This is a genomic window from Microbacterium sp. Y547 (assembly GCF_057669785.1).
This window is the reverse complement of the sequence record NZ_JBYHFN010000003.1, coordinates 167,874-187,926: the sequence shown is the minus strand read 5'-3', so window position 1 is coordinate 187,926 and position 20,053 is coordinate 167,874. Positions and strand designations below refer to the sequence as shown.

At 70.2% G+C, this 20,053-nt stretch carries 21 protein-coding genes; 11 read left to right on the top strand and 10 right to left on the bottom strand.

All coding sequences use genetic code 11. The annotated features are described in order from the left end of the window. Window positions 1-109 precede the first annotated feature (109 nt). Both AC25Y0_RS06255 and AC25Y0_RS06250 read left to right on the top strand, forming a co-directional pair. Window positions 110-1,441 (top strand): hemolysin family protein, encoded by a 1,332-nt coding sequence (locus AC25Y0_RS06255; protein WP_488134447.1) that lies wholly within the window; start codon window positions 110-112, stop codon window positions 1,439-1,441. Next, window positions 1,438-2,496, top strand: a complete 1,059-nt coding sequence (locus AC25Y0_RS06250) for a hemolysin family protein (RefSeq protein ID WP_488134385.1) — start codon at window positions 1,438-1,440, stop codon at window positions 2,494-2,496. The genes AC25Y0_RS06255 and AC25Y0_RS06250 overlap by 4 nt, the downstream gene beginning before the upstream one ends. A 27-nt stretch (window positions 2,497-2,523) precedes the next feature. On the opposite strand, the gene AC25Y0_RS06245 is transcribed toward AC25Y0_RS06250, so the two are convergent. After that, complete coding sequence (locus tag AC25Y0_RS06245; protein ID WP_488122106.1) at window positions 2,524-3,597, bottom strand: NADH:flavin oxidoreductase/NADH oxidase; 1,074 nt, start codon at window positions 3,595-3,597, stop codon at window positions 2,524-2,526. Between the two features lie 29 nt (window positions 3,598-3,626). On the opposite strand from AC25Y0_RS06245, the gene AC25Y0_RS06240 reads away from it, so the two are divergent. From AC25Y0_RS06240 to AC25Y0_RS06220, 5 genes are read left to right on the top strand one after another with little or no spacing between them, the layout of a single operon-like run. Further along, complete coding sequence (locus AC25Y0_RS06240; RefSeq protein WP_488134384.1) at window positions 3,627-4,451, top strand: ADP-dependent NAD(P)H-hydrate dehydratase; 825 nt, start codon at window positions 3,627-3,629, stop codon at window positions 4,449-4,451. 32 nt (window positions 4,452-4,483) lie between these two features. After that, window positions 4,484-5,716 (top strand): glycosyltransferase 87 family protein, encoded by a 1,233-nt coding sequence (locus tag AC25Y0_RS06235; protein ID WP_488134383.1) that lies wholly within the window; start codon window positions 4,484-4,486, stop codon window positions 5,714-5,716. Next, window positions 5,713-6,027 (top strand): thiamine-binding protein, encoded by a 315-nt coding sequence (locus AC25Y0_RS06230; protein WP_488122109.1) that lies wholly within the window; start codon window positions 5,713-5,715, stop codon window positions 6,025-6,027. The genes AC25Y0_RS06235 and AC25Y0_RS06230 overlap by 4 nt, the downstream gene beginning before the upstream one ends. Before the next feature lie 47 nt (window positions 6,028-6,074). Beyond that, window positions 6,075-7,289 (top strand): MFS transporter, encoded by a 1,215-nt coding sequence (locus tag AC25Y0_RS06225; protein WP_488122110.1) that lies wholly within the window; start codon window positions 6,075-6,077, stop codon window positions 7,287-7,289. Between the two features lie 33 nt (window positions 7,290-7,322). Then, entirely contained in the window at window positions 7,323-8,063 is a 741-nt protein-coding gene (locus AC25Y0_RS06220; protein WP_488122111.1) for an NUDIX hydrolase, read from the top strand. Here AC25Y0_RS06220 and metX read toward each other — a convergent pair whose 3' ends face one another. Together metX and AC25Y0_RS06210 are read right to left on the bottom strand one after the other, a co-directional pair. Further along, window positions 8,064-9,266 (bottom strand): homoserine O-acetyltransferase MetX, encoded by a 1,203-nt coding sequence (gene metX, locus AC25Y0_RS06215; protein ID WP_488134382.1) that lies wholly within the window; start codon window positions 9,264-9,266, stop codon window positions 8,064-8,066. It abuts the gene before it with no gap. Between the two features lie 62 nt (window positions 9,267-9,328). Then, window positions 9,329-10,651 carry a bifunctional o-acetylhomoserine/o-acetylserine sulfhydrylase gene (locus tag AC25Y0_RS06210; protein WP_488122113.1) on the bottom strand — a complete coding sequence of 441 codons (1,323 nt, stop codon included), beginning with the start codon at window positions 10,649-10,651 and terminating at the stop codon, window positions 9,329-9,331. A gap of 133 nt (window positions 10,652-10,784) precedes the next feature. Between AC25Y0_RS06210 and AC25Y0_RS06205 the strand changes: the two genes are divergently transcribed. Beyond that, complete coding sequence (locus AC25Y0_RS06205; protein WP_488134381.1) at window positions 10,785-11,573, top strand: SDR family oxidoreductase; 789 nt, start codon at window positions 10,785-10,787, stop codon at window positions 11,571-11,573. Window positions 11,574-11,581: 8 nt separating this feature from the next. Then, entirely contained in the window at window positions 11,582-12,289 is a 708-nt protein-coding gene (locus AC25Y0_RS06200) for a uracil-DNA glycosylase (protein ID WP_488134380.1), read from the top strand. Here AC25Y0_RS06200 and AC25Y0_RS06195 read toward each other — a convergent pair. Genes AC25Y0_RS06195 through AC25Y0_RS06165 form a run of 7 tightly spaced genes read right to left on the bottom strand, consistent with a single transcriptional unit; the run spans window position 12,286 to window position 18,644 of the window. After that, complete coding sequence (locus tag AC25Y0_RS06195) at window positions 12,286-12,612, bottom strand: protealysin inhibitor emfourin (RefSeq protein ID WP_488134379.1); 327 nt, start codon at window positions 12,610-12,612, stop codon at window positions 12,286-12,288. The genes AC25Y0_RS06200 and AC25Y0_RS06195 overlap by 4 nt on opposite strands. Continuing rightward, entirely contained in the window at window positions 12,593-13,657 is a 1,065-nt protein-coding gene (locus AC25Y0_RS06190) for a M4 family metallopeptidase (protein WP_488134378.1), read from the bottom strand. Before AC25Y0_RS06190 ends, AC25Y0_RS06195 begins: the two co-directional genes overlap by 20 nt. A 38-nt stretch (window positions 13,658-13,695) precedes the next feature. Beyond that, complete coding sequence (locus AC25Y0_RS06185) at window positions 13,696-14,481, bottom strand: ABC transporter ATP-binding protein (protein ID WP_488134446.1); 786 nt, start codon at window positions 14,479-14,481, stop codon at window positions 13,696-13,698. Window positions 14,482-14,507: 26 nt separating this feature from the next. Continuing rightward, window positions 14,508-15,296, bottom strand: coding sequence for an ATP-binding cassette domain-containing protein (locus AC25Y0_RS06180; protein WP_488122118.1), 789 nt, complete (start codon window positions 15,294-15,296; stop codon window positions 14,508-14,510). Continuing rightward, entirely contained in the window at window positions 15,293-16,198 is a 906-nt protein-coding gene (locus AC25Y0_RS06175; protein WP_488122119.1) for an ABC transporter permease, read from the bottom strand. The genes AC25Y0_RS06180 and AC25Y0_RS06175 overlap by 4 nt, the downstream gene beginning before the upstream one ends. Then, on the bottom strand, window positions 16,195-17,145 hold the full coding sequence (locus AC25Y0_RS06170) for an ABC transporter permease (protein ID WP_488122120.1): 951 nt from the start codon (window positions 17,143-17,145) through the stop codon (window positions 16,195-16,197). The genes AC25Y0_RS06175 and AC25Y0_RS06170 overlap by 4 nt, the downstream gene beginning before the upstream one ends. After that, window positions 17,142-18,644: an ABC transporter substrate-binding protein gene (locus AC25Y0_RS06165; protein ID WP_488134377.1), complete on the bottom strand. Its 1,503-nt coding sequence runs from the start codon at window positions 18,642-18,644 to the stop codon at window positions 17,142-17,144. The genes AC25Y0_RS06170 and AC25Y0_RS06165 overlap by 4 nt, the downstream gene beginning before the upstream one ends. A gap of 154 nt (window positions 18,645-18,798) precedes the next feature. Between AC25Y0_RS06165 and AC25Y0_RS06160 the strand changes: the two genes are divergently transcribed. Continuing rightward, a complete protein-coding gene (locus AC25Y0_RS06160; RefSeq protein ID WP_488122122.1) occupies window positions 18,799-19,275 on the top strand; it encodes a carboxymuconolactone decarboxylase family protein in 477 nt (158 codons plus the stop codon). Next, window positions 19,272-20,012: a tyrosine-protein phosphatase gene (locus tag AC25Y0_RS06155; RefSeq protein WP_488134376.1), complete on the top strand. Its 741-nt coding sequence runs from the start codon at window positions 19,272-19,274 to the stop codon at window positions 20,010-20,012. Before AC25Y0_RS06160 ends, AC25Y0_RS06155 begins: the two co-directional genes overlap by 4 nt. Window positions 20,013-20,053 lie beyond the last annotated feature (41 nt).

Below are 20,053 nucleotides of genomic sequence, written 5' to 3'. Positions count from 1 at the left end.
TGGCGCGGCTGAGACAACTGTCACGTAGACTTGCGCGCACGATGGACGACCCCCCCAGTAGACGTACGCCCCACGTTCCCGTACACCGCTCGAAGAGGGGTGACACGTGATGGACTATGTCCTCTTGGGCGTGGGGCTCCTGCTCACGATCGGGACCGGCCTGTTCGTCGCGAGCGAGTTCGCGCTGGTCAACCTCGACCGCGCTGAGCTCGAGAAGCGCCGGGCAGCCGGCGAGACGCGCCTGTCGCTGACGATCAGCGCGCTGAAGATCACCTCGACGCACCTGTCCAGCGCGCAGCTGGGCATCACGCTCACGACGCTGCTCACGGGTTACACGATGGAGCCGGCGATCTCGAACCTGCTGCGCCCGGTCTTCGCGGCGTGGGGGTGGCCCGAGGGGTTCGCGAGCCCGTTCGCGGTCGTCGTCGCGGTGGTCTTCGCGACCATGCTGTCGATGATCGTCGGCGAACTTGTGCCGAAGAACTTCGCCCTCGCCGTGCCGCGACAGACCGCCAAGCTCGTGATCCCGTTCCAGACGGCGTTCACCGCGGTCTTCCGCCCCGCCATCGTCGTGCTCAACGGCAGCGCCAACGGCGTGCTGCGAGCCATGGGCATCGAGCCCAAGGAAGAGCTGTCCGGCGCGCGCACCGCTGAGGAGCTGTCGAGCCTCGTGCGTCGCTCGGCGAGTGCCGGCGTGCTCGAAGAGGACACCGCCTCGCTGCTGGACCGTACCCTGACCTTCGCGCGGCTGTCGGCGTCCGACGTCATGACGCCCCGGCCGAGTGTCCATGCGCTCGCCGCCGACGACTCCGCCGAAGACGTCATCCAGCTCGCGCGCCGCACGGGCCACAGCCGCTTTCCTGTCTATGACGAGTCGATGGACGACATCACCGGCATCGTGCACCTCAAAGCCGCCGTGGGGGTGCCCCGCGAGCGCCGACGCGACGTGCCCGCCGCTGCGCTCGCGACCGAACCCCTGCGCGTGCCCGAAGCCGTGCACCTGGACGTCCTCATGTCCGAACTGCGCGCCCGGGGCTATCAGATGGCCATCGTCGTCGACGAGTACGGCGGCACGGCGGGTGTCGTGACGCTCGAAGACCTCGTCGAAGAGATCGTGGGCGAGGTGCTCGACGAGCACGACCGGCGCCGGGCCGGTGTCGTGCGCCTGCGGGACAGCGTCATCTTCCCCGGTGAACTGCGACCCGACGAACTGCTCGATCGCACGGGCATCCGGATCCCCGAGGGAGATGTGTACGACACCGTGGGCGGCTACGTCATGAGCGTTCTGGAGCGCGTGCCCGTCGTGGGCGACTCGCTGCAGACCGAGGACGGCACGATCGACGTGCAGCGGATGGACGGGCGCCGCGTCGACCGCATCCGCTTCACACCCGCGCCAACACCCCTTGCGCCCTCCACGGAAGAAGGGGGTGATCGTCGATGAACGATTGGGCCGGAATCGCCTGGCTGTTCGTGCTGCTCATCGTCAACGCCTTCTTCGTCGGAGCCGAGTTCGCCGTCATCTCGGCCAAGCGCTCCCAGATCGAGCCGCGTGCCGAGAAGGGCTCGCGCTCGGCGAAGACCGCGCTGTACGCGATGGAGCATGCGACGCTCATGCTCGCGACGAGTCAGCTCGGAATCACGATCTGCTCGCTGCTGATCCTCAACGTGTCCGAGCCGGCGATCCACCACCTGCTCGCCGAGCCGCTGGCTCTGACGGGCCTCGCGGCGGGCACGGTCGATGTCATCGCGTTCATCATCGCGCTGCTCATCGTGTCGTACCTGCACGTCGTGTTCGGCGAGATGGTGCCGAAGAACCTCGCCTTCTCGGTGCCCGACCGCGCCGTGCTCATGCTCGCGACGCCGCTCGTGTGGGTGTCGAAGATCTTCTACCCGATCATCGTGTCTCTCAACTGGGTCGCGAACCACGTGCTGCGCCTGTTCCGCGTCGAGCCGAAGGACGAAGCCGCCTCGACCTTCACACTCGACGAGGTCGCGACGATCGTGAACCAGTCGCGCATCGAGGGCATGCTCGATGACACATCGGGCGCCGTCTCGGCGGCACTGGAATTCACCGACAAGAAGGCGAAGGACATCGCCGTGCCGCTGGACGGCCTGGTGACCCTGCCCGAGCGCACGACGGCCGCCGAGATCGAGCGCGCGGTCGCCAAGCACGGCTTCTCGCGGTACGTCATCGTCGATGACTCGGGTGAACCGGTCGGCTATGTGCACCTTAAGGACATCCTGCGTGTCGCTGAAGGACCGGATGCCGCCACCGAGGTCGCCCGCCCGCTTCCGGCCAAGCGCATCCACCACATGGTGCCGGTGCTCGAGACGACCGATCTCGAAGACGCACTCGCCGTCATGCGCCAGGCGGGTCGCCACCTCGCGCGCGTGCGCGATGCCGACGGCACGACGACGGCGGTGCTGTTCCTCGAGGACATCATCGAAGAGCTCATCGGCGAGGTGCAGGACGCGACGCGTCGCCGCAGCTACTGACAGCGGGTGCCTGGCGCCCGCCGCCTCTCAGAGGGTGCGGCGGGCGCGGGCGTACTGCGCGGGCCAGTACGGCAGGTCGACGCCGAGCTCGACCGACGCGCGCAGCGCGAAGTGCGGGTCGCGCAGCCACTCGCGCGCGGCCATGACGGCATCCGCGTCGCCGGCCTGCAGGATCGCCTCGGCCTGCGCGCCGTCGGAGATGAGGCCCACCGCGCTCACGGGCACGCTCGCTTCGCGCCGCACGTGCGCCGCGAGCGGCACCTGATAGCCGGGGCCCACCGGGATGCGCTCGACGGCCACCGCGCCGCCGCTGGAGATGTCGAAGAAATCCGCGCCGCGGTCGGCGCACCAACCCGCGACGGTCGCCGTCTCTTCGACGCTCCACCCGCCGGCCGACCAGTCGGTCGCGGACAGGCGCACGACCAGTGCGACATCGGGGGTTTCGGCGCGCACGGCGTCGACGATGCGCAGCAGCAGGCGAGCGCGGTTCTCGAGGGATCCGCCGTAGTCGTCATCGCGGCGGTTGGCCAGCGTCGAGAGGAACTGGTGCAGCAGGTAGCCGTGAGCGCTGTGGATCTCGAGGACATCGAACCCCGCCTCGGCTGCGCGTCGCGCGGCACCGGCGAAGTCGGCGACGACCTTGTCGATCCCCGCGACATCGAGCGCATCCGGCATGGCGTAGCCGTCGAACGCGATCGCCGACGGCGCCACGGTGCGCCATCCTCCGTCGCTCGGCCTCACACTGCCGCGCGTGCCCACGATGAGCGGCGACCACGTCGAGGCCTTCCTGCCCGCGTGCCCGAGCTGAATGCCCGCGAGTGCGCCGCGCGAGCGGATCGCGACGGCGATCGGTGCCCAGGCATCCCGCTGCTCGTCGTTCCACAGCCCCGCGTCGTCGGGTGAGATGCGCCCCTCGGGCGACACCGCCGTCGCCTCGGCCATGACGATGCCGGCCCCGCCCGAGGCGAACTGAGCGAGGTGGACGTGGTGCCACTCCTGCGGCAGGCCGTCGACGGCGCTGTACTGGCACATCGACGCCACCCACAGCCGGTTGCGCGCCGTGTGGCGGCCGATCGTAAGAGGAGAGAACAACAGGGTCATGGGGAGGGCTCCGCGGATAGGGTGTCGGCATGGCTCGAGAGTGGACCGAGCAGGACGTCGTCGGCGTCGTGCGCATGCCCACGCGCTCCGATGACAAGTATTCCCGGGGTGTGCTGGGTGTGCGCACCGGGTCGGAGATGTACCCCGGTGCGGCCGTGCTCGGCGTCGAGGCGGCATGGCGCACGGGCCTGGGAATGGTGCGCTACTTCGGCGTGGCCGCTGATCAGGTGCTGGCGCGGCGCCCCGAGACCGTCACGGCACCGGGGCGCGTGCAGGCGTGGCTCATCGGCTCGGGCACCGACTCCGCGACCCGCTACCCTGCCGAGACATCGACGATCCGCGGAATCCTGGCGCAGACCGACCCCGTGGTGCTCGACGCGGGCGCGCTGGACCTCGCCCCGGGTGCGACGGCACCCCTCATCGTGACCCCGCACGCGCGGGAGCACTCTGCGCTGCGCAGCTCGCTCGACCTCGGCGAGGGCACGGGTGATCGGCGCAGAGATGTCGCCGAGACGGCGCGCGCTCTGGGGGGTGTCGTGCTGCTCAAAGGCGCGACGACGCTCATCGCCGACGGCATCGAGGTGATCTCCGTCGAGGTCGATGCGCCCTGGCTCGCGACGGCCGGAACGGGCGATGTGCTCGGCGGCGTCCTCGGAGCCCTCGTCGCTGCTGCTCACGCGGTGCCGGATTCCGCGCCGCCGCTGCCGCACCTCGCAGCGTCTGCCGTGTGGCTGCACGGTCGCGCCGCGCAGGTCGCGGGATCCGCTCTCGGCCCGCGGGGTGGACCCCTCACAGCGCTCGATGTCGCCGCAGCGCTGCCGCGCGTCATCGGCGACCTGCTCGCGCGCTCCTGAGCGCCACGGTGGTCACCACCTACGATGGGAGCGTGTCGAGGCGGGCAGGGCTGTGGGTCGCGTTCGCGCTCGTGCACATCACCGTCGCGTGGCTCGGCTTCGTCATGCCCCACCAGCCCATGGGCGATGTGTACCTCGTCTACGAGCCGTGGGCGCTGCAGGCTCTCGACGGGCGCGGAATCCCGGGCATCGCCGAGGATTGGATCTACCCGCCGGTCGCGCTGATTCCCCTTCTGGCCGCGCAGGGGCTCGAATGGATCGCGGGATACGAGATCGCGTGGGCGCTGCTCGTGACGCTGTGCGACGGGCTCGCCTTCGCTCTGCTCGTCGGACGCGCCCGCTCACGCGGACGCCGGCTCGCCGCATGGTTCTGGCTCGCCTTCGCGCTGCTGCTCGGTCCTGTGGGCATGTACCGTCTCGATGCGATCACGGTGCCGCTCGCGCTCGCGGGATGCCTGTGGCTCATCCAGCGTCCGTGGCTCGCCTCGGTGCTGCTCGCCGTCGCGACGTGGGTCAAGGTGTGGCCTGCCGCCCTGCTGGCCGCCGCGTTCTTCGCGGCGCGGCGCCGGGTGGCAGTCGTCGGCGGGGCCCTCGTCGTGAGCGCCGTCGCGCTTGTGACGGTCGCCGTACTCGGCGGAGCACCGCACGCCCTCGGCTTCGTGACGGCGCAGACGGGGCGGGGACTGCAGGTCGAAGCACCCGTCAGCATGTTCTACCTCTGGCTCGCGGCGGCCCGAACGCCCGGTGCATCCGTCTACTACGACCCTGACATCCTGACGTTCCAGGTGACGGGGCCTCAGGTCGATGTGGTCATCGCCGTCATGACGCCGCTTCTGATCGCCGTGCTCGCCGCCGTCGCGGTGCTCGGGGCGATCGCCGCGCGGCGGGGGACGCCCTTCGTCGCGCTCTTCCCGCCGCTTGCGCTGGCCTTCGTGCTCGCCTTCATCGTCTTCAACAAGGTCGGCTCGCCGCAGTACCTCACGTGGCTCATCGCGCCCCTCGCCGTGGGTCTCGTCATCGCGCGCGACCGCTGGCGCCGCCCGGCCGCGCTCGGCCTCCTGCTTGCCGCGCTGACGCAGGTCGTCTACCCGCTCGCGTACGGCGAGGTGCTCGCGGCTGTACCGGTCGCCGTCGGCATCCTCACCGTGCGCAACGTGCTGCTGGTCGTGCTCTTCGTCTGGGCGCTCGGACGGCTGGTGCATCTGGTGACAGGCCGCCGCACGACATCGCCTGCTCTTTCCACTCAACCGGAGGTAACACCATGATCATCGCCTTCTCGGTCGCTCCCAGCGGCACCGGCTCGGCCGACGGCTCGGTGCACGACGCCGTCGCCGCCGCCGTGCGCGTCGTGCGCGCGAGCGGTCTGCCGCACCGCACGACGTCGATGTTCACCGAGATCGAGGGGGAGTGGGACGAGGTGTTCGATGTCGTGCGGCGCGCGACCGAGGCCGTCATGCCCTTCGGGTCGCGCGTCTCGCTCGTGCTGAAGGCCGACATCCGCCCGGGCTGGACGGGCCAGCTCGACGCCAAGGTCGAGCGCCTCGAATCCGCGCTCGAAGCGGACGCGACCGACTGAGTCGCAACGATTCGCCGGGGCCGCCGCGTCCCCGCTAGCATGACGCGGTGATCTCCTCTCCGCTGAGGAGGGGGGCCGCGAGGTGGGCGCTCCTCTCCCTCGCCATCGGCAGCTTCGGCATCGGCATGACCGAGTTCGTCGTCATGGGCCTGTTGCCCGACATCGCGCAGGATCTGCTGCCGGCGACCTGGTCGGCGAGTCAGGACGACGCGATCGCGCAGGCCGGCTGGCTCATCACGCTCTACGCCCTCGGCGTCGTCGTGGGTGCTCCCACGATCGCCGGCGTGGTCGCGAAGTACCCGCGCCACCGCGTCATGATCGCCCTCGCCCTCGCCCTCACTGTGGGAAACGCCCTCACGCTCGTGATGCCGACCTTCGAGCTCGTCGCCGCGTCGCGCTTCGTCGCGGGCCTGCCGCACGGCGCCTACTTCGGCATCGGCGCGCTCGTCGCCGCTGACGTGCTCGGCCCCGGCAAGCGTGCCAAGGGGGTCGCGTTCGTGCTGACGGGCCTCACGCTCGCGAACGTCGCGGGGGTGCCGCTCGGCACGTTCCTCGGGCAGCAGGCGGGCTGGCGCGCGGCGTTCCTCGTCGTCGTGGCGATCTTCGCCGTCGCCACGATCGCGATCGCCCTGTCGGTGCCGCGGCACGACGCCGACCCGGGTCGCACCTTCCGTGCCGAGCTGAAGGTGTTCCGGATCGGCCAGGTGTGGCTCGCCCTCGCGATCGGATCGGTCGGCTTCGGCGGGTTCTTCGCCGTGTACAGCTATGTCGCGCCGATGGTGACCGATCTGACGGGATCGCCGGCGTGGGTCGTGCCCATCGTGCTCGTGCTGATGGGTGTCGGCATGACGGTCGGCAACATCATCGGCGGTCATCTCGCCGACCTCGACGTCAAGCGCGCCATGCTCGGCGGGCTCATCGCCCTCGCGTGCGTCTTGACGCTCGTCGCGCTCACGTCGCAGTGGATCTGGACGCTCGGGATCTTCGTCTTCCTCACGGGGCTCGTCTCATCGGTGCTCGTGCCCACGATCCAGACGCGCCTGATGGATGTCGCCGAGGACAACCAGTCGATCGCTGCGGCAGTGAACCACTCCTCGCTGAACCTGGGCAACAGCATCGGGGCCTTCGTCGGCGGCGTCGTCATCGCGGCGGGCTGGGGCTTCGCGGCGCCCGCGTGGGCGGGGGTCCTGCTCGCCGTCGGTGGGGTCGCGCTCGCCGTGGTGAGCCTTTCGCTCGAGCGGACGTCGGTCGGCGCGCGGTGAGGCGCCGCGGCGCGGGCGTCGTAGGCTGGCCAGGTGACCGACGACCGAGCTGCACGCGTGCTCTCTGACGCTGTCGACGGAGCCCGCGCGCGACGCCCGGGTGACGCGGCCGACCCCGACATCCCCGTCGCCGCGACAGTGGTGGTCGCGCGTGACGGCGACGACGGCGCCGAGGTGCTCATGATCCAGCGCCCCGACCGGGGCTCGTTCGGCGGAGCGTGGGTCTTTCCCGGCGGCAAGCTCGACGATGCGGACCGCACGAGCGACGACGAGCCGGACGAGGACGTCGCCCGCCGCGCCGCCGTGCGCGAGACGTGGGAGGAGACGGGGCTCGCGCTCGCCGCCGCCTCGCTCGTGCCGCTGTCGATCTGGGATCCGCCGCCCGGCATCCCGCTCCGTATCCGCACGTGGTTCTTCGTCGCGGCGGCATCCGATGTCGAACTCGTCCTGTCCGAGCACGAAGCCGTCGCTGCGGAGTGGGTGCGGCCCGGCAGCATGCTCGAACGCCACGCGCGGGGCGAGGTCACCCTGTATCCGCCGACGTGGGTGACGCTGCACGGGTTCGAACACGAGATCTCGGTCGAGGGAATGCTCGGAGCCGCGCGCCTGGCCGGACTGCAGCGCTTCGACTCCGTTGCGCGAAAGGGCCCGAACGGGCCGTTCCTGCTCTGGCCCCAAGACGCCGAGTTCGACCCGGATGCCGCCGACCCCGGTACGGCACGCCACCGGCTCGAGGTGGGCGCGCTGCCCTGGATCTACACGCGCGCCGGCTGATCAGGTCGCGAGCAGTCGCCGCAGGTGCGCTCCGACGGCGGCGGTCTCGATGAGGAAGCCGTCGTGCCCGAAGTCGCTCGCCAGCACGACGACGCCGTCTTCGATGAGCGTGCGGATGCCGCGCCCGATGCGCTGCTGACCGTCGGCGGGGAACAGCCGGTCGCTGTCGACGCCGAGCACGAGGCTGCGCGCCGTGACCCGCGCGAGGGCGTCTTCGACACCGCCGCGATCGCGCCCGATGTCGTGCGAGTTCATCGCCTCGACGAGGGTCAGGTAGGTGTTGGCGTCGAAGCGGCGCGTGAACTTGTTGCCGTGGAAGTCGAGGTACGACTCCACCGCGAACCGGCCGCCGTGGCCCAGCGGGCTGACGACCGACTGCCACGACCGCTGGAAGCGCTGATTGAGCTCGGTGGGGGAACGGTAGTTCAGCAGCGCCATGCGACGCGCGAGCGCGAGCCCGCGATGCGGTCCGTCGCCGTCGCCTGAGTCGTAGTACTCGCCGTTCTGGAAGCGGGGATCGATCCGGATCGCCTCGAGCTGCACCGAGTTGAGGGCGATCTGGTCGGCGGTGTTGATGGGCGGGGCCGACAGCACGGCGAGGCGCTCGACGCGCTCGGGGTGGCCGATCGACCATTCGAGAGCGTGCATCCCGCCCATCGATCCGCCGACGACGGCGGCCCACCGGTCGATGCCGAGGGCGTCGGCCAGCGGCACCTGCGCTGCGACCTGATCGCGAGTGGTCAGGTACGGAAAGCGTCCCGCCCACTCGTAGCCGTCGGGCGCGATGCTCGAGGGGCCGGTCGAGCCCTGGCATCCGCCGAGCATGTTGGGGGCCACAACGAACCACCGGTCGGTGTCAATCGGGCAGCCGGGGCCGACGATCGATTCCCACCATCCCGACGTGGGATGACCGGGACCGGCGGCGCCGCGGACGTGGCTGTCACCCGTGAGCGCGTGCAGGATGAGCACGGCGTTGTCGCGCTGCGGCGACAGCTCGCCCCACGTCTCGTACGCCAGTCGGTAGCCGGGCAGCTGCGCGCCGCCCTCGGTGCGGAACGCGCCGAACGCCGCGAACTGCCGGTCGCCGACGGGGTCGCCGTCGCGCCACGCACCCGTCGCGGGCGGCCTGCCGAGCAGCAGCCGCGCATCCGCCTCGGTGACGGGGGCCGAGGGGACGGTGTCCTCCGAGGTCTGCCAGTCCATGGCTGCCATTCTCTCCCGCCTGCGACGTCCTCCCGCCGCGTGTTACGCCGCCGCTCTGCCGTTCAGGCGCGTGCGGCCTCCGAGACGCGGCGGGCGGCGGCGAGTGCCTGCTCGAGGTCGGCTTTGATGTCGTCGATGTTCTCGAGCCCGACCGAGAGGCGCACGAGGCCGGGGGTCACACCGCCGGCGAGCTGCTCCTCGGGGGTGAGCTGGGAGTGGGTCGTCGAGGCAGGGTGGATGACGAGCGACCGCACGTCGCCGATGTTCGCGACGTGGCTGAACAGCGTGAGCGAGTTGACGAACTCGCGGCCCGCATCGACGCCGCCCTTGAGCTCGAACGAGAGCACGGCGCCCACGCCCTTGGGCGCATAGGTGTTCGCCGCCGCGTACCACGGTGACGTGGGAAGCCCCGAGTAGTTCACGGATGCGATGTCGTCGAGGCCCTCGAGCCACTCCGCGACCTCCTGCGCGTTCTGCACGTGGCGCTCGATGCGCAGCGACAGCGTCTCGATGCCCTGGATGAGGTTCCAGGCGCTCTGCGGCGCGATGGCGGGACCCAGATCGCGCAGCAGCTGCACGCGCGCCTTGATGATGTAGGCGAGGCTGTCGCCGACGGCTGCCGTGTAGCTCGCGCCGTGGTAGCTCTCATCGGGCTCGGTGAGGCCCGGGAACTTCTCGACGTTCTTGGACCACTCGAAGGTGCCGCCGTCGACGATGACACCGGCCATCGTCGTGCCGTGCCCGCCGAGGAACTTCGTCGCCGAGTGCACGATGATGTCGGCGCCGTGCTCGAACGGCTTGATGAGGAACGGCGTCGCGATCGTGTTGTCGACGATGAGCGGCAGGCCGTTCTCGTGGGCGATGTCGGCCACGGTGCGGATGTCGAGGACGTTGATCTTTGGGTTGCCGATCGTCTCGGCGAACAGCAGCTTCGTGTGGGGACGGATCGCCCGGCGCCACTCGTCGGGGTCGTCCTGGTTGTCGACGAAGGTCACCTCGACGCCGAGTTTCGCGAGCGTGAACTTGAACAGGTTGTAGGTGCCGCCGTAGATCGAGCTCGACGAGACGAAGTGGTCGCCGGCTTGCGCGATGTTGAGGATCGCGAACGTCGTCGCCGACTGGCCGCTCGCGAGCAGGAGCGCACCCGACCCGCCCTCGAGCGCCGCGAGACGCTGCTCGACGACGTCCTGGGTGGGGTTCTGGATGCGGGTGTAGATGTTGCCGAACTCGGCGAGCGCGAACAGGTTCGCGGCGTGCTCGGTGTTGTCGAAGACGTAGGCAGTGGTCTGGTAGATCGGCGTCGCGCGCGACTTCGTCGTGGGGTCGGGCGAAGCGCCCGAATGGATCTGCTTGGTCTCGAAGCGCCAGTTCTCGGGTGCGGACATGAGTGCTCCTGTGGTTCGGGTGTGGCCGGTGAAGGGGCGACGCGAGTCGCGATCTCATCCGAGGGTATGGCGGCGGCGGGCACACGCCAACGAGCGAGAAATGTTACGTAACAACCACGAGTAGCGTGGAGGCATGGTTACCAGGCGTGCAGTCGTGACGGGTGCGAGTTCGGGGATCGGCGAGGCGGCGGCGCGTGCGCTGCGCTCCCGCGGCTGGGATGTCGTCGGGGTGGCTCGCCGAGCCGAGCGGCTCGCTCGGCTCGAAGACGAGATCGGCATGGCCGCGTTCGCGGCGGATCTCACCCGCGACGGTGATGTCACGGCGCTGGCCGACTGGCTCGCCGAGACGGGGCCTGTGCACGCGCTCGTGCACGTGGCCGGCGGCGCGCGCGGAACAGACCGCGTCGAAGACGGCCGCGTCGAGGACTGGCAGTGGATGTTCGATGTGAACGTGCTCGCTGCGCAGCGCATGGTCGCGGCGATCCTGCCGCTGCTGCGGGACGCAGCGGCAGCCGATGGTCACGCCGACACGCTGTTCGTGACCTCGACCGCCGCCCAGCAGGCCTATGCGGGCGGTGCGGGATACAACGCCACCAAGGCCGGCGAGGCGATGCTCGTGCACGCGCTGCGCCTCGAGCTGAACGGCGAGCCGATCCGCGTCATCGAGATCGCGCCGGGCATGGTGTTCACACCCGAGTTCACCGTCAACCGGCTCGGCGGCGATCGCACCGCGGCCGAGCGCGTGTACGAGGGCGTGCCGGATCCGCTCACCGCCGATGACGTCGCCGACGTCATCGCGTACGCGCTCGAGGCGCCCGGTCACGTGAATCTCGACCTCGTGACGATGCGCCCCGTCGCGCAGTCGGCACAGCACCTGCTCGCGCGCGGCACCCTCGCGGTGCGCCCGAGCCGCGACGACTGAGCACCGCGGTGGCGATGACGCTGCCCGAGCTCGCGGCAGCGGGTCTGATGGATGCCGGATGGGCTGAGGCACTCGCCCCGGTGGCCGACGACATCGCGGCGGTCGGAGAGCGGCTGCGCCACGAGGTCGCGGCGGGGCGCGGCTATCTGCCGGCCGGGGACCGGGTGCTGCGCGCTTTCCAGCGCCCGCTCGCCGACGTGCGCGTGCTCATCGTGGGGCAGGACCCGTATCCGACGCGCGGTCATGCGATCGGGCTCTCGTTCGCCGTCGAGAGTGATGTGCGCCCGCTGCCGCGCAGCCTGGTGAACATCTATCGTGAGCTCGAGGCCGACCTGGGGCTGCCGCCCGCGCCGCACGGCGACCTCTCGGCATGGAGCAGCCAGGGCGTCATGCTGCTCAACCGCGTGCTCACCGTCGCCCCGGGGCAGGCCGGCTCGCACCGCGGCTGGGGCTGGGAGCGGGTCACCGAGCACGCGATCCGCACGCTCGTCGCCCGCGATGCGCCGCTCGTCGCGATCCTGTGGGGGCGGGATGCCGCGGGCCTTCGCCCCCTGCTCGGTGCGACGCCCGTCGTCGAGTCACCGCACCCGTCGCCGCTGTCGGCGCGCCGAGGTTTCTTCGGGTCACGGCCGTTCTCACGCGCCAACGCGCTGCTGGAGCAGCAGGGCGCGGAGCCTGTCGACTGGCGTGTGATGTCGCCGACGGCCACGAGCTAGTCCGCAGACGGCGCGCGCCCCCACCCGCGCACGGCATCGACGAGTGCGCGCCACGCGCCCGTGAGCTCGTCGTCGGGAAGCTCGGCCGTGTGGTCCCGCTCGTCGTCGCAGCGGGCGCGGATATGCCAGACGAAACGGTCCGCTCCACGAGGGGGAGCGCACTCGTCGGCCACGGCGTCCCACGGGCACTGCTCGATGAGCGCGACGAGGACCGGTGCGTCGTCGGGGTCGGGCTCTGCCCGCCACGCACGGCGCAGGCCGGCCATCCCACCCGTGCGGGTGACCTCGACGACCGGAGCCGGGTCAGGCTGGGGGTGTTCCATCCGCGTCGACGCCGACGCCCGACCATCCGGCGCGGACGGCGGCGACCTCCTCTGACTCCTCACCGTACTCCGCGACGGCGGCGCGCACCGTTGCGCCGGCGAACGTCGTGAAATCGGCATCGGGCCCCACGGTGCCCGAGATGAGGGCCCGGTACCAGATGAGCCCCGCGCGCTCCCATGCCCGCCCGCCGAGCGCCGTTGCGACGAGGTAGAACGCATGATTGGGGATGCCGGAGTTGATGTGCACGCCGCCGTTGTCGCCGGTGGTCACGACGAAGTCGCGCATGTGCGCCGGCTGCGGGTCGCGACCGAGAACATCGTCGTCGTACGCCGTTCCCGGCGCGGAGAGCGAGCGCAGCGCGTGGCCCTGGACGGCGTCGGTGAAGATGCCCTCGCCGATGAGCCAGGTCGCCTCGTCGGCGTTCTGCTCGAGGTGGTGCTGTTCGGCGAGGGCGCCGAACACGTCGGCGACGGATTCGTTCAGCGCACCGGACTGGTCGCGGTACTCGAGCCCGCCCGCCGACTCGACGACGCCGTGCGCGATCTCGTGCGCGATGATCGTCAGTGACCGCGTGAAGCCTGTGAAGACCTCGCCGTCGCCGTCGCCGAACACCATGCGCTCACCGTTCCAGAATGCGTTGTCGTAGTCGGTGCCGTAGTGCACGGTCGCGAGCAGCGCGCCGCCGAGACCGTCGATGCCGTTTCGGGCGAAGGCATCCCACAGGAAATCGAACGTGACGCCGAGGCCGTCGTACGCCTCGTCGACGGCGGCGTCGCCCGACGCGGGGTCGTCTTCGCCGCGCACGCGCACTCCGGGCAGCGTCTCGCGGTTCTGAGCATCGGAGATCGTGCGGTCCGGCCCGGGCGACGTCTCGAACACGAGCGAGCCGTTCTCGTCGATCGAGAGCTCGAGCCGCGTGCGCTGGGGCCGGTAGTCGCGCGACGCGAGGAGCGTCGCTCGGGCGGCGGCCGCGGCGCGTGCCCACTGCGGCTCCTGCACCGCGGCGATGCGGGCGAGCAGATACGGGGGGACGATGGCTCTCATGGTGCGACAGTAGCGCCCGCCCCCGACAGCGAGGCGGCTCAGGCGTCGGGATCGATGACCGGGATCGACGCCAGCAGTCGCCGCGTGTACGACACCTGCGGCTGCAGCAGGACCTTCTCGGTCGGCCCTTCCTCGACGATGCTGCCGTCCTTCATGACGATGACCTCGTCGCAGAGGTTCTGCACGACGCCGATGTCGTGAGAGACGAGCACGAGGGTGAGGCCGTCGCGTTCGCGCATCTCGGCGATGAGCGCGAGGATCTGCGCGCGCACCGTGACATCCAGCGCCGACAGCGGTTCGTCGCCGATCAGCAGTCGCGGCCGGTGCACGATCGCGCGGGCGAGGGCGATCCGCTGCCGCTGGCCGCCAGAGAACTCGTGCGGGAACCGCGCCGTCATGTCGGCCTCGAGCCCCACCTGCGAGAGCACATCGCGCACACGCGCGCGGCGGTCTCCTTCAATGCCCAGCGCCCACAGCGGCTCACCGACGATCCGGCCGATGCTCATGCGCGGGTCCAGCGACGCGTATGGGTCTTGGAAGACGATCCCGGTCTGGCGGCGCAGCCAGTGCAGGGCCCGCGCTGAGGCCCGCGCATCGACGGGGCGCCCGTCGAACTCGACCGTGCCCGCCGTGGGGGTGTCGAGGGCGAGCAGCAGCCGCACAAGCGTCGACTTGCCCGACCCCGACTCGCCGATGATGCCCAGTGCCGAACCCTCGCGCACGTCGATGTCGGCGTCATCGAGCGCCGTCGTGAATGTGCGCCTCTCGAACAGCGTCTGCTTGGCCACGGCGTGCCGGCGGGTGAGGCCGCGCCCGCGCAGCAGGACGCCTGGTTCTCCGCGGTGAAGGCTCACGTGCCACCCCCGGGTCGCCAGAGCGTCGCGGTCGCATCGCGCAGAAGGCCTTCCGTGACGATGGATGCCGGCGCGCTCAGCAGCTGTGCCACGGGGGCGTCCTCGACCACCCGGCCATGCTCGAGCACGATGCCGTGCGTCGCGATCCGCGACAGCACCGCGAGGTCGTGCGTGATGAAGACGAGCGACATGCCGTCGTCTTTCACGAGGGAGTGCAGCAGTTCGAGGATCTCGGCCTGGATCGTGACGTCCAGGGCCGTCGTCGGCTCGTCGGCGATGAGCAGGCGTGGGCGGCAGGCGAGCGCCATCGCGATGGCGACGCGCTGGCGCTGTCCGCCGGACAGCTGATGGGGATAGCGCGAGACGATGCGCGCGGGGTCGGGGAGCGCGACGCGCGCGGCCTCGGCGATGGCGCGAGCCGCGGCCTCCTTCTTCGACGCACCCTCGTGGATCCGCACCGATTCAGCGATCTGCCGGCCGACCGTGCGGATCGGGTTGAGGGCCGTGCGTGGTTCCTGGAAGACGATGCCGATCTCGTCGCCGCGGATCTCAGCGAGTTCGCGGTCGCTCAGTTCGAGCAGCTCACGGCCGTTCCACCGGATCGATCCGGTTGCGCTCGCTTCGTCGGGGAGGAGCCCCAGGATCGCCAATGCCGTGAGGGACTTGCCCGATCCGGATTCGCCGATGAGACCGACGCGCGATCCGTCGGGAACCGCGAACGACACGCCGTCCACGACGCGGCGCCCGTCGATCTCGATCACGAGATCGGTGACCTCCAGGCTCACGCGACCACCTCCGGTACGGGAACGCGAGCGGCGCGGCGGGCTGCGCGGCGGCTGAGGGTCGGGTCGGTCGCTTCACGCAGACCGTCGCCGAGCAGGTTCAGGCCGAGCACGGTGATCGTGATCGCGAGTCCAGGCCACACGACCGAGAGCGGATGCACCGTGATGTACGCCTGCAGATCGCGCAGCAGTACACCCCACGACGGCTCGGTGACGGGTGCGCCGAACCCGAGGTAGGACAGCCCCGCCTCGGCGAGGATGGCGACCGCCATGCCCCACGACAACTGCACGATGAACACGGGGGCGACGTTGGGCATCAGATGATGCAGCAGGTTCTGCGCGGGGTTCAGCCCCGACGCGCGCCCCGCCAGCACGAAGTCGCTGTGCAGCACGCGACGGAGCTCGGGCCGGGTCACCCGCGCGATGTTGACTCCGAACCCGATCCCCACCGCCCAGATGACGACCCACAGGCCCCCGCCCCACACCGCCGAGATCATCATGGCGATGATGAGCACGGGGAAGGCGATCAGGATGTCGACGAAGACGGCGACCGCTTCGCGCACCCACCGTGCCGTGAGGGCTCCGAGCGCGGCGAGCGAGACGCCGATGACGGTCGCGATGACACCTGCACCGACGGCGACGACGACCGCGGTGCGCGAGCCCGCCATGATGAGGCTCAGGATGTCGCGGCCTGATCCATCGGTGCCGAGCACGTGCGGCCAGCTCGGCGCCGCCCAGCGGTTCGAGATCTCGACCTGCTGCGGATCGAACGGCGTCCAGAACCCTGCGACGAGCGCCGTCGCGGCGATGACCGCGACGACCAGCAGACCGAACCGCCCCGTCGTCAGCCGCCAGAGTCGACCGAGCCACGCCCAGCGGCTCGGTGCGGCAACCACCTGCGTCACGATGCCTCCCGTTGGCGCGGGTCGATCGCGCGGTGGGCGAGGTCGACGAGGAACCCGACGATCAGCACGAAGCCGGTGAGCGCGAGAAGCTCGCCCTGCACCTTGGGCAGATCGCGTGCACCGACGTCGGCCACGAGCATCCGTCCGATGCCCGGAAGGGTGAACAGCTGCTCGATCACGACGGCTCCGACGATGATGCCCGCGACCTGCAGCCCGAGCACCGTGATGACCGACAGCCCGACGACCGGGAGCCCGTGCCGGATGAGTGCTGCGTTGCGGGTGAGGCCCTTCGCGGCGGCGGTGCGCACGAAGTCCTGGCCGACGGCCTGCAGTGTCGCGCTGCGCACGAAACGCAGCAGCATGGCGCCCTCGACGATGCCGATCGTGAGCGCGGGCAGGAGGAGCGAGCGAAACGCCGCCGACGGGTCGTCCCAGCCCGACCGCGGGAAACCCTGCGCGGGCAGCCAGCCGAGCCACACGGCGAAGACGACGACGAGCATCATTCCCGCCCACACGACCGGGACGGCGGCCAGCAGCTGTGCGCCGACGTTCAGGGCCGTGCCGTCGGCGCGGCCGCGGCGCATCGCCGACAGCACACCGAACGGCACGCTGATGAGCAGCGCGATGATGAGCGACATGATGCCCAGGGGCACCGTCACCTGGGACTTCTCGACGATCTCGTCGACGACGCCCGACCCGGTCAGCAGCGACGTGCCCAGGTCACCGCGGAAGATTCCGCCGATCCAGTCGAGGTATTGCGCCGTGAGGGGCCGATCCAGGCCGAGCTGCTCGCGGATGGCGGCGACCTGCGCGGGCGAGCTGCCCATGCCCGCGATGAGCTGCGCGATGTCGCCCGGAAGCACGCGCAGCGTCAGGAAGATCAGGACGCTGGCGACGAACAGCCCGACGATGAGCAGGGCGGACCGCGTCAGCGCGTACCGGATCACCCGTCGCTCTTGGTCAGCTCTGCCAGATTGAGACGCTCGTTCACGTTGATCGAGGGCATACTCGCGATGTTAGTGCCCACGGCGACGACGGACGCGCCGTTGAACAGCCAGTCCGCAGCTGCGTCCTCGGACACGATGCGACCGGCCTCGGCCAGCAGTCGCGACGCCTCGGCCTCGTCGACGGCGGCGAGGGACTCGGCGAACAGGGCCTGCACTTCGGGGTTGTCGTACGTGAAGTAGTAGTCCGGGTCGGCCCAGTTCTCGAAGTCGCGCGCCTCGGTGTGCAGCACGAAGCTGAGCTCGTAGTCCTTGTTCTCGTAGACGTCGGTCTGCCACGTCGGGAAGTCGACGGACTCGACTTCGAGCGTGATCCCGACCTCGTGCAGGTTGGACACGAGGATCTGGGGAATGGTGGTGGCGTAGAAGTTCGGGATCGTCAGGGTCAGATCGAGCTCTTCGGCGCCGGCTTCGGCGAGGAGCTCGCGCGCGGCATCCGGGTCGTACGGGGCGACGTCGGCGAGGTCGGACCACCCCGGGTCGAGCTCGGGGATCGGGCCGTAGAGCGTCGTGCCCGATTGGAAAGCCTCGATGAAGGCGTCGTTGTCGATGGCCTGGCGGATCGCCTGGCGGACACGCTTGTCGGCGAGCGGGCCCGACGTCTGGTTCATCGCGAGCGTGCCCTTGTCGGTGGACTGGCCGATCACGACGGTGAAGTCGCCCGCTGCCTCGACCTGCTCGGTGAGGTTGGCGTCGAAGCCGGTCAGGACATCGATCTCGTTCGCAAGAGCGGCGTTGAGAGCGGCCTGGTTGTCGGGGATGTAGTCGAAGACGACCTCGGCTACACCGGCCGCCTTGCCCCAGTAGTCGACGTTGCGCTCGAACGTGATGCTGTCGCCCTGCCGCCACGTGGCGAACCTGAACGGGCCGGTGCCGTTGGCCGACGTCTTGTAATCGACGGTGTCGTCCTGCTTGAGGATCACTCCCGAGCGACCGGTGAGGTTCCACAGCAGACTCGAGTCGGGCTCGTCGAGGGTGAGGGTGACCTCGTGGCCGTCGGCCGTGATCGACGAGACGTTGGCGAGGCGCGCAGAGTCCCGCCATGCGGGGGTGGCTTTGCGGGTCTGAAGCGACCACACGACATCCTGCGGCGTCAGTTCTTGGCCGTCGTGGAAGACGACGCCCTCGCGGACGGTGAAGGTGTACTCGAGCCCATCGGGGGAGATCGTCCAGTCCGAGGCGAGTGCAGGCACGATCTCCTGCTGCGGGGTGCGCGAGACGAGCCCCTGGTAGATGTTGTCCATCAGGATCTGGTCGAGCGCGGCGCCCGCCGTCTGACGGATGTCGAGGTTGCCCGGCTCGAGAACGAGCCGGATCGCGACCGACGCGTCCGCGTCGGGCGAGCCGGTCGATGTGGGCGCCGGAGCGGGGCTCGCGCACGAACTGAGGAGCAGTGCTCCGGTGACGATGAGGCCGGCGGCGAAGCCTGTGCGGCGGTGCATGCGATTCCTTTCGGAGGGGCATCCGATGCTGTGCGGATGCGGGCCTCGAGGGTGTGATCGGCAGTTTCGACCAGTGCGGAGACAAGCCTAGAGTTCTCTGGCCCCGTAGCGACAATCCAGGACGCCTGGGAGGGGCCGTGGGTACGCTGGCCGCATGACTCCTGAGCCGCGGGTGCACTTGTCCAGATCAGCACGCGAGGCCTACGCCGCGCTCGACGGGCTCGCGAAGACCGTCGGCGACCTCGCCTCCGACGCGGGGCTGGATGCGCGCATGAAAGAGATCGTGCAGATCCACGCGTCGCAGCTGAACGGCTGCGCCTACTGCGTGCGGGTGCACGTCGACCGCGCCGTCGCGGCGGGTGTCGACGCCGACGTCATCGCCCAGATCGCGACGTGGCGGGAGTCCGGTGTGTTCAGCGGGCGCGAGCGCGCGGGCCTCGAGCTGGCCGAGTCGTTCACCTTCATCCACGAGGACGGCATCCCCGACGACGTGTACGACCGGGTGGGGAGCATCCTCAGTGAGAAGGAGTACGTCGCGCTCAGCTGGCTGCTCGTGACCATCAACGCCTTCAACCGTGTGACGATCGCCGGACGCTACCCCGTGCCGCCCCGCGGGGGCGACGCGGCGTGATCGAGGGCGAGCCCCGCCGCGACGGCGAGAGTGTCGTCGTGTCCGGAGCGACGAACTTCCGTGACGTCGGCGGTCTGCCCGCCGGCACGGCGCAGACACGGTCGGGCACGCTCTTCCGTTCCGGAAACCTCGCCCGCGTCGACGACGCCGGCCGCACGTCGCTTTCCGCTCTCGGCATCCGGCGCGTCATCGATCTGCGCGACGAAGACGAGGTGACCTCGGCGCCGAGCCTCATCGACGGCCTCGGCATCGAGGTGCAGCGCGTGCCGCTGTTCCTCGGCTCGGTCGCGTCGTTCTTCGAACAGGATCTCAGCCTCGCCGAGCTGTACCGGCGGCTGATCGAGGACTCCTCCGCGGGCGTCGTCGAGGTCGTGCGCGGAATCGTCACGGATCAGCCCGTGCTCGTGCACTGCACGGTGGGCAAGGACCGCACGGGGGTGACGGTGGCTCTCACGCTCGCTGCCGCGGGAGTGGATCCCGACGCCGTCGTGAGGGACTACGCGCGAACCGAGACGCTCCTGCCCGCGCGGCGCAACCGGCAGGTGCTCGCCTGGCTGCGCGCGCAGTATCCGAGGGCGGTGCACCTCGAAGAGCTCGCGACGCGCTCGCCCACCCACGTCATGCGCGACGCGCTCACTCGCATCGATGAGGTGTACGGATCGCCGGCGGAGTATCTGCGCGCGCACGGCCTCGGCGATGACGAGATCGTCGAGCTGCGCCGCATCCTCGTCGAATGAGAGTCCGCTGAACATAGGTTAGGCAAGCCTACATTCGGGTA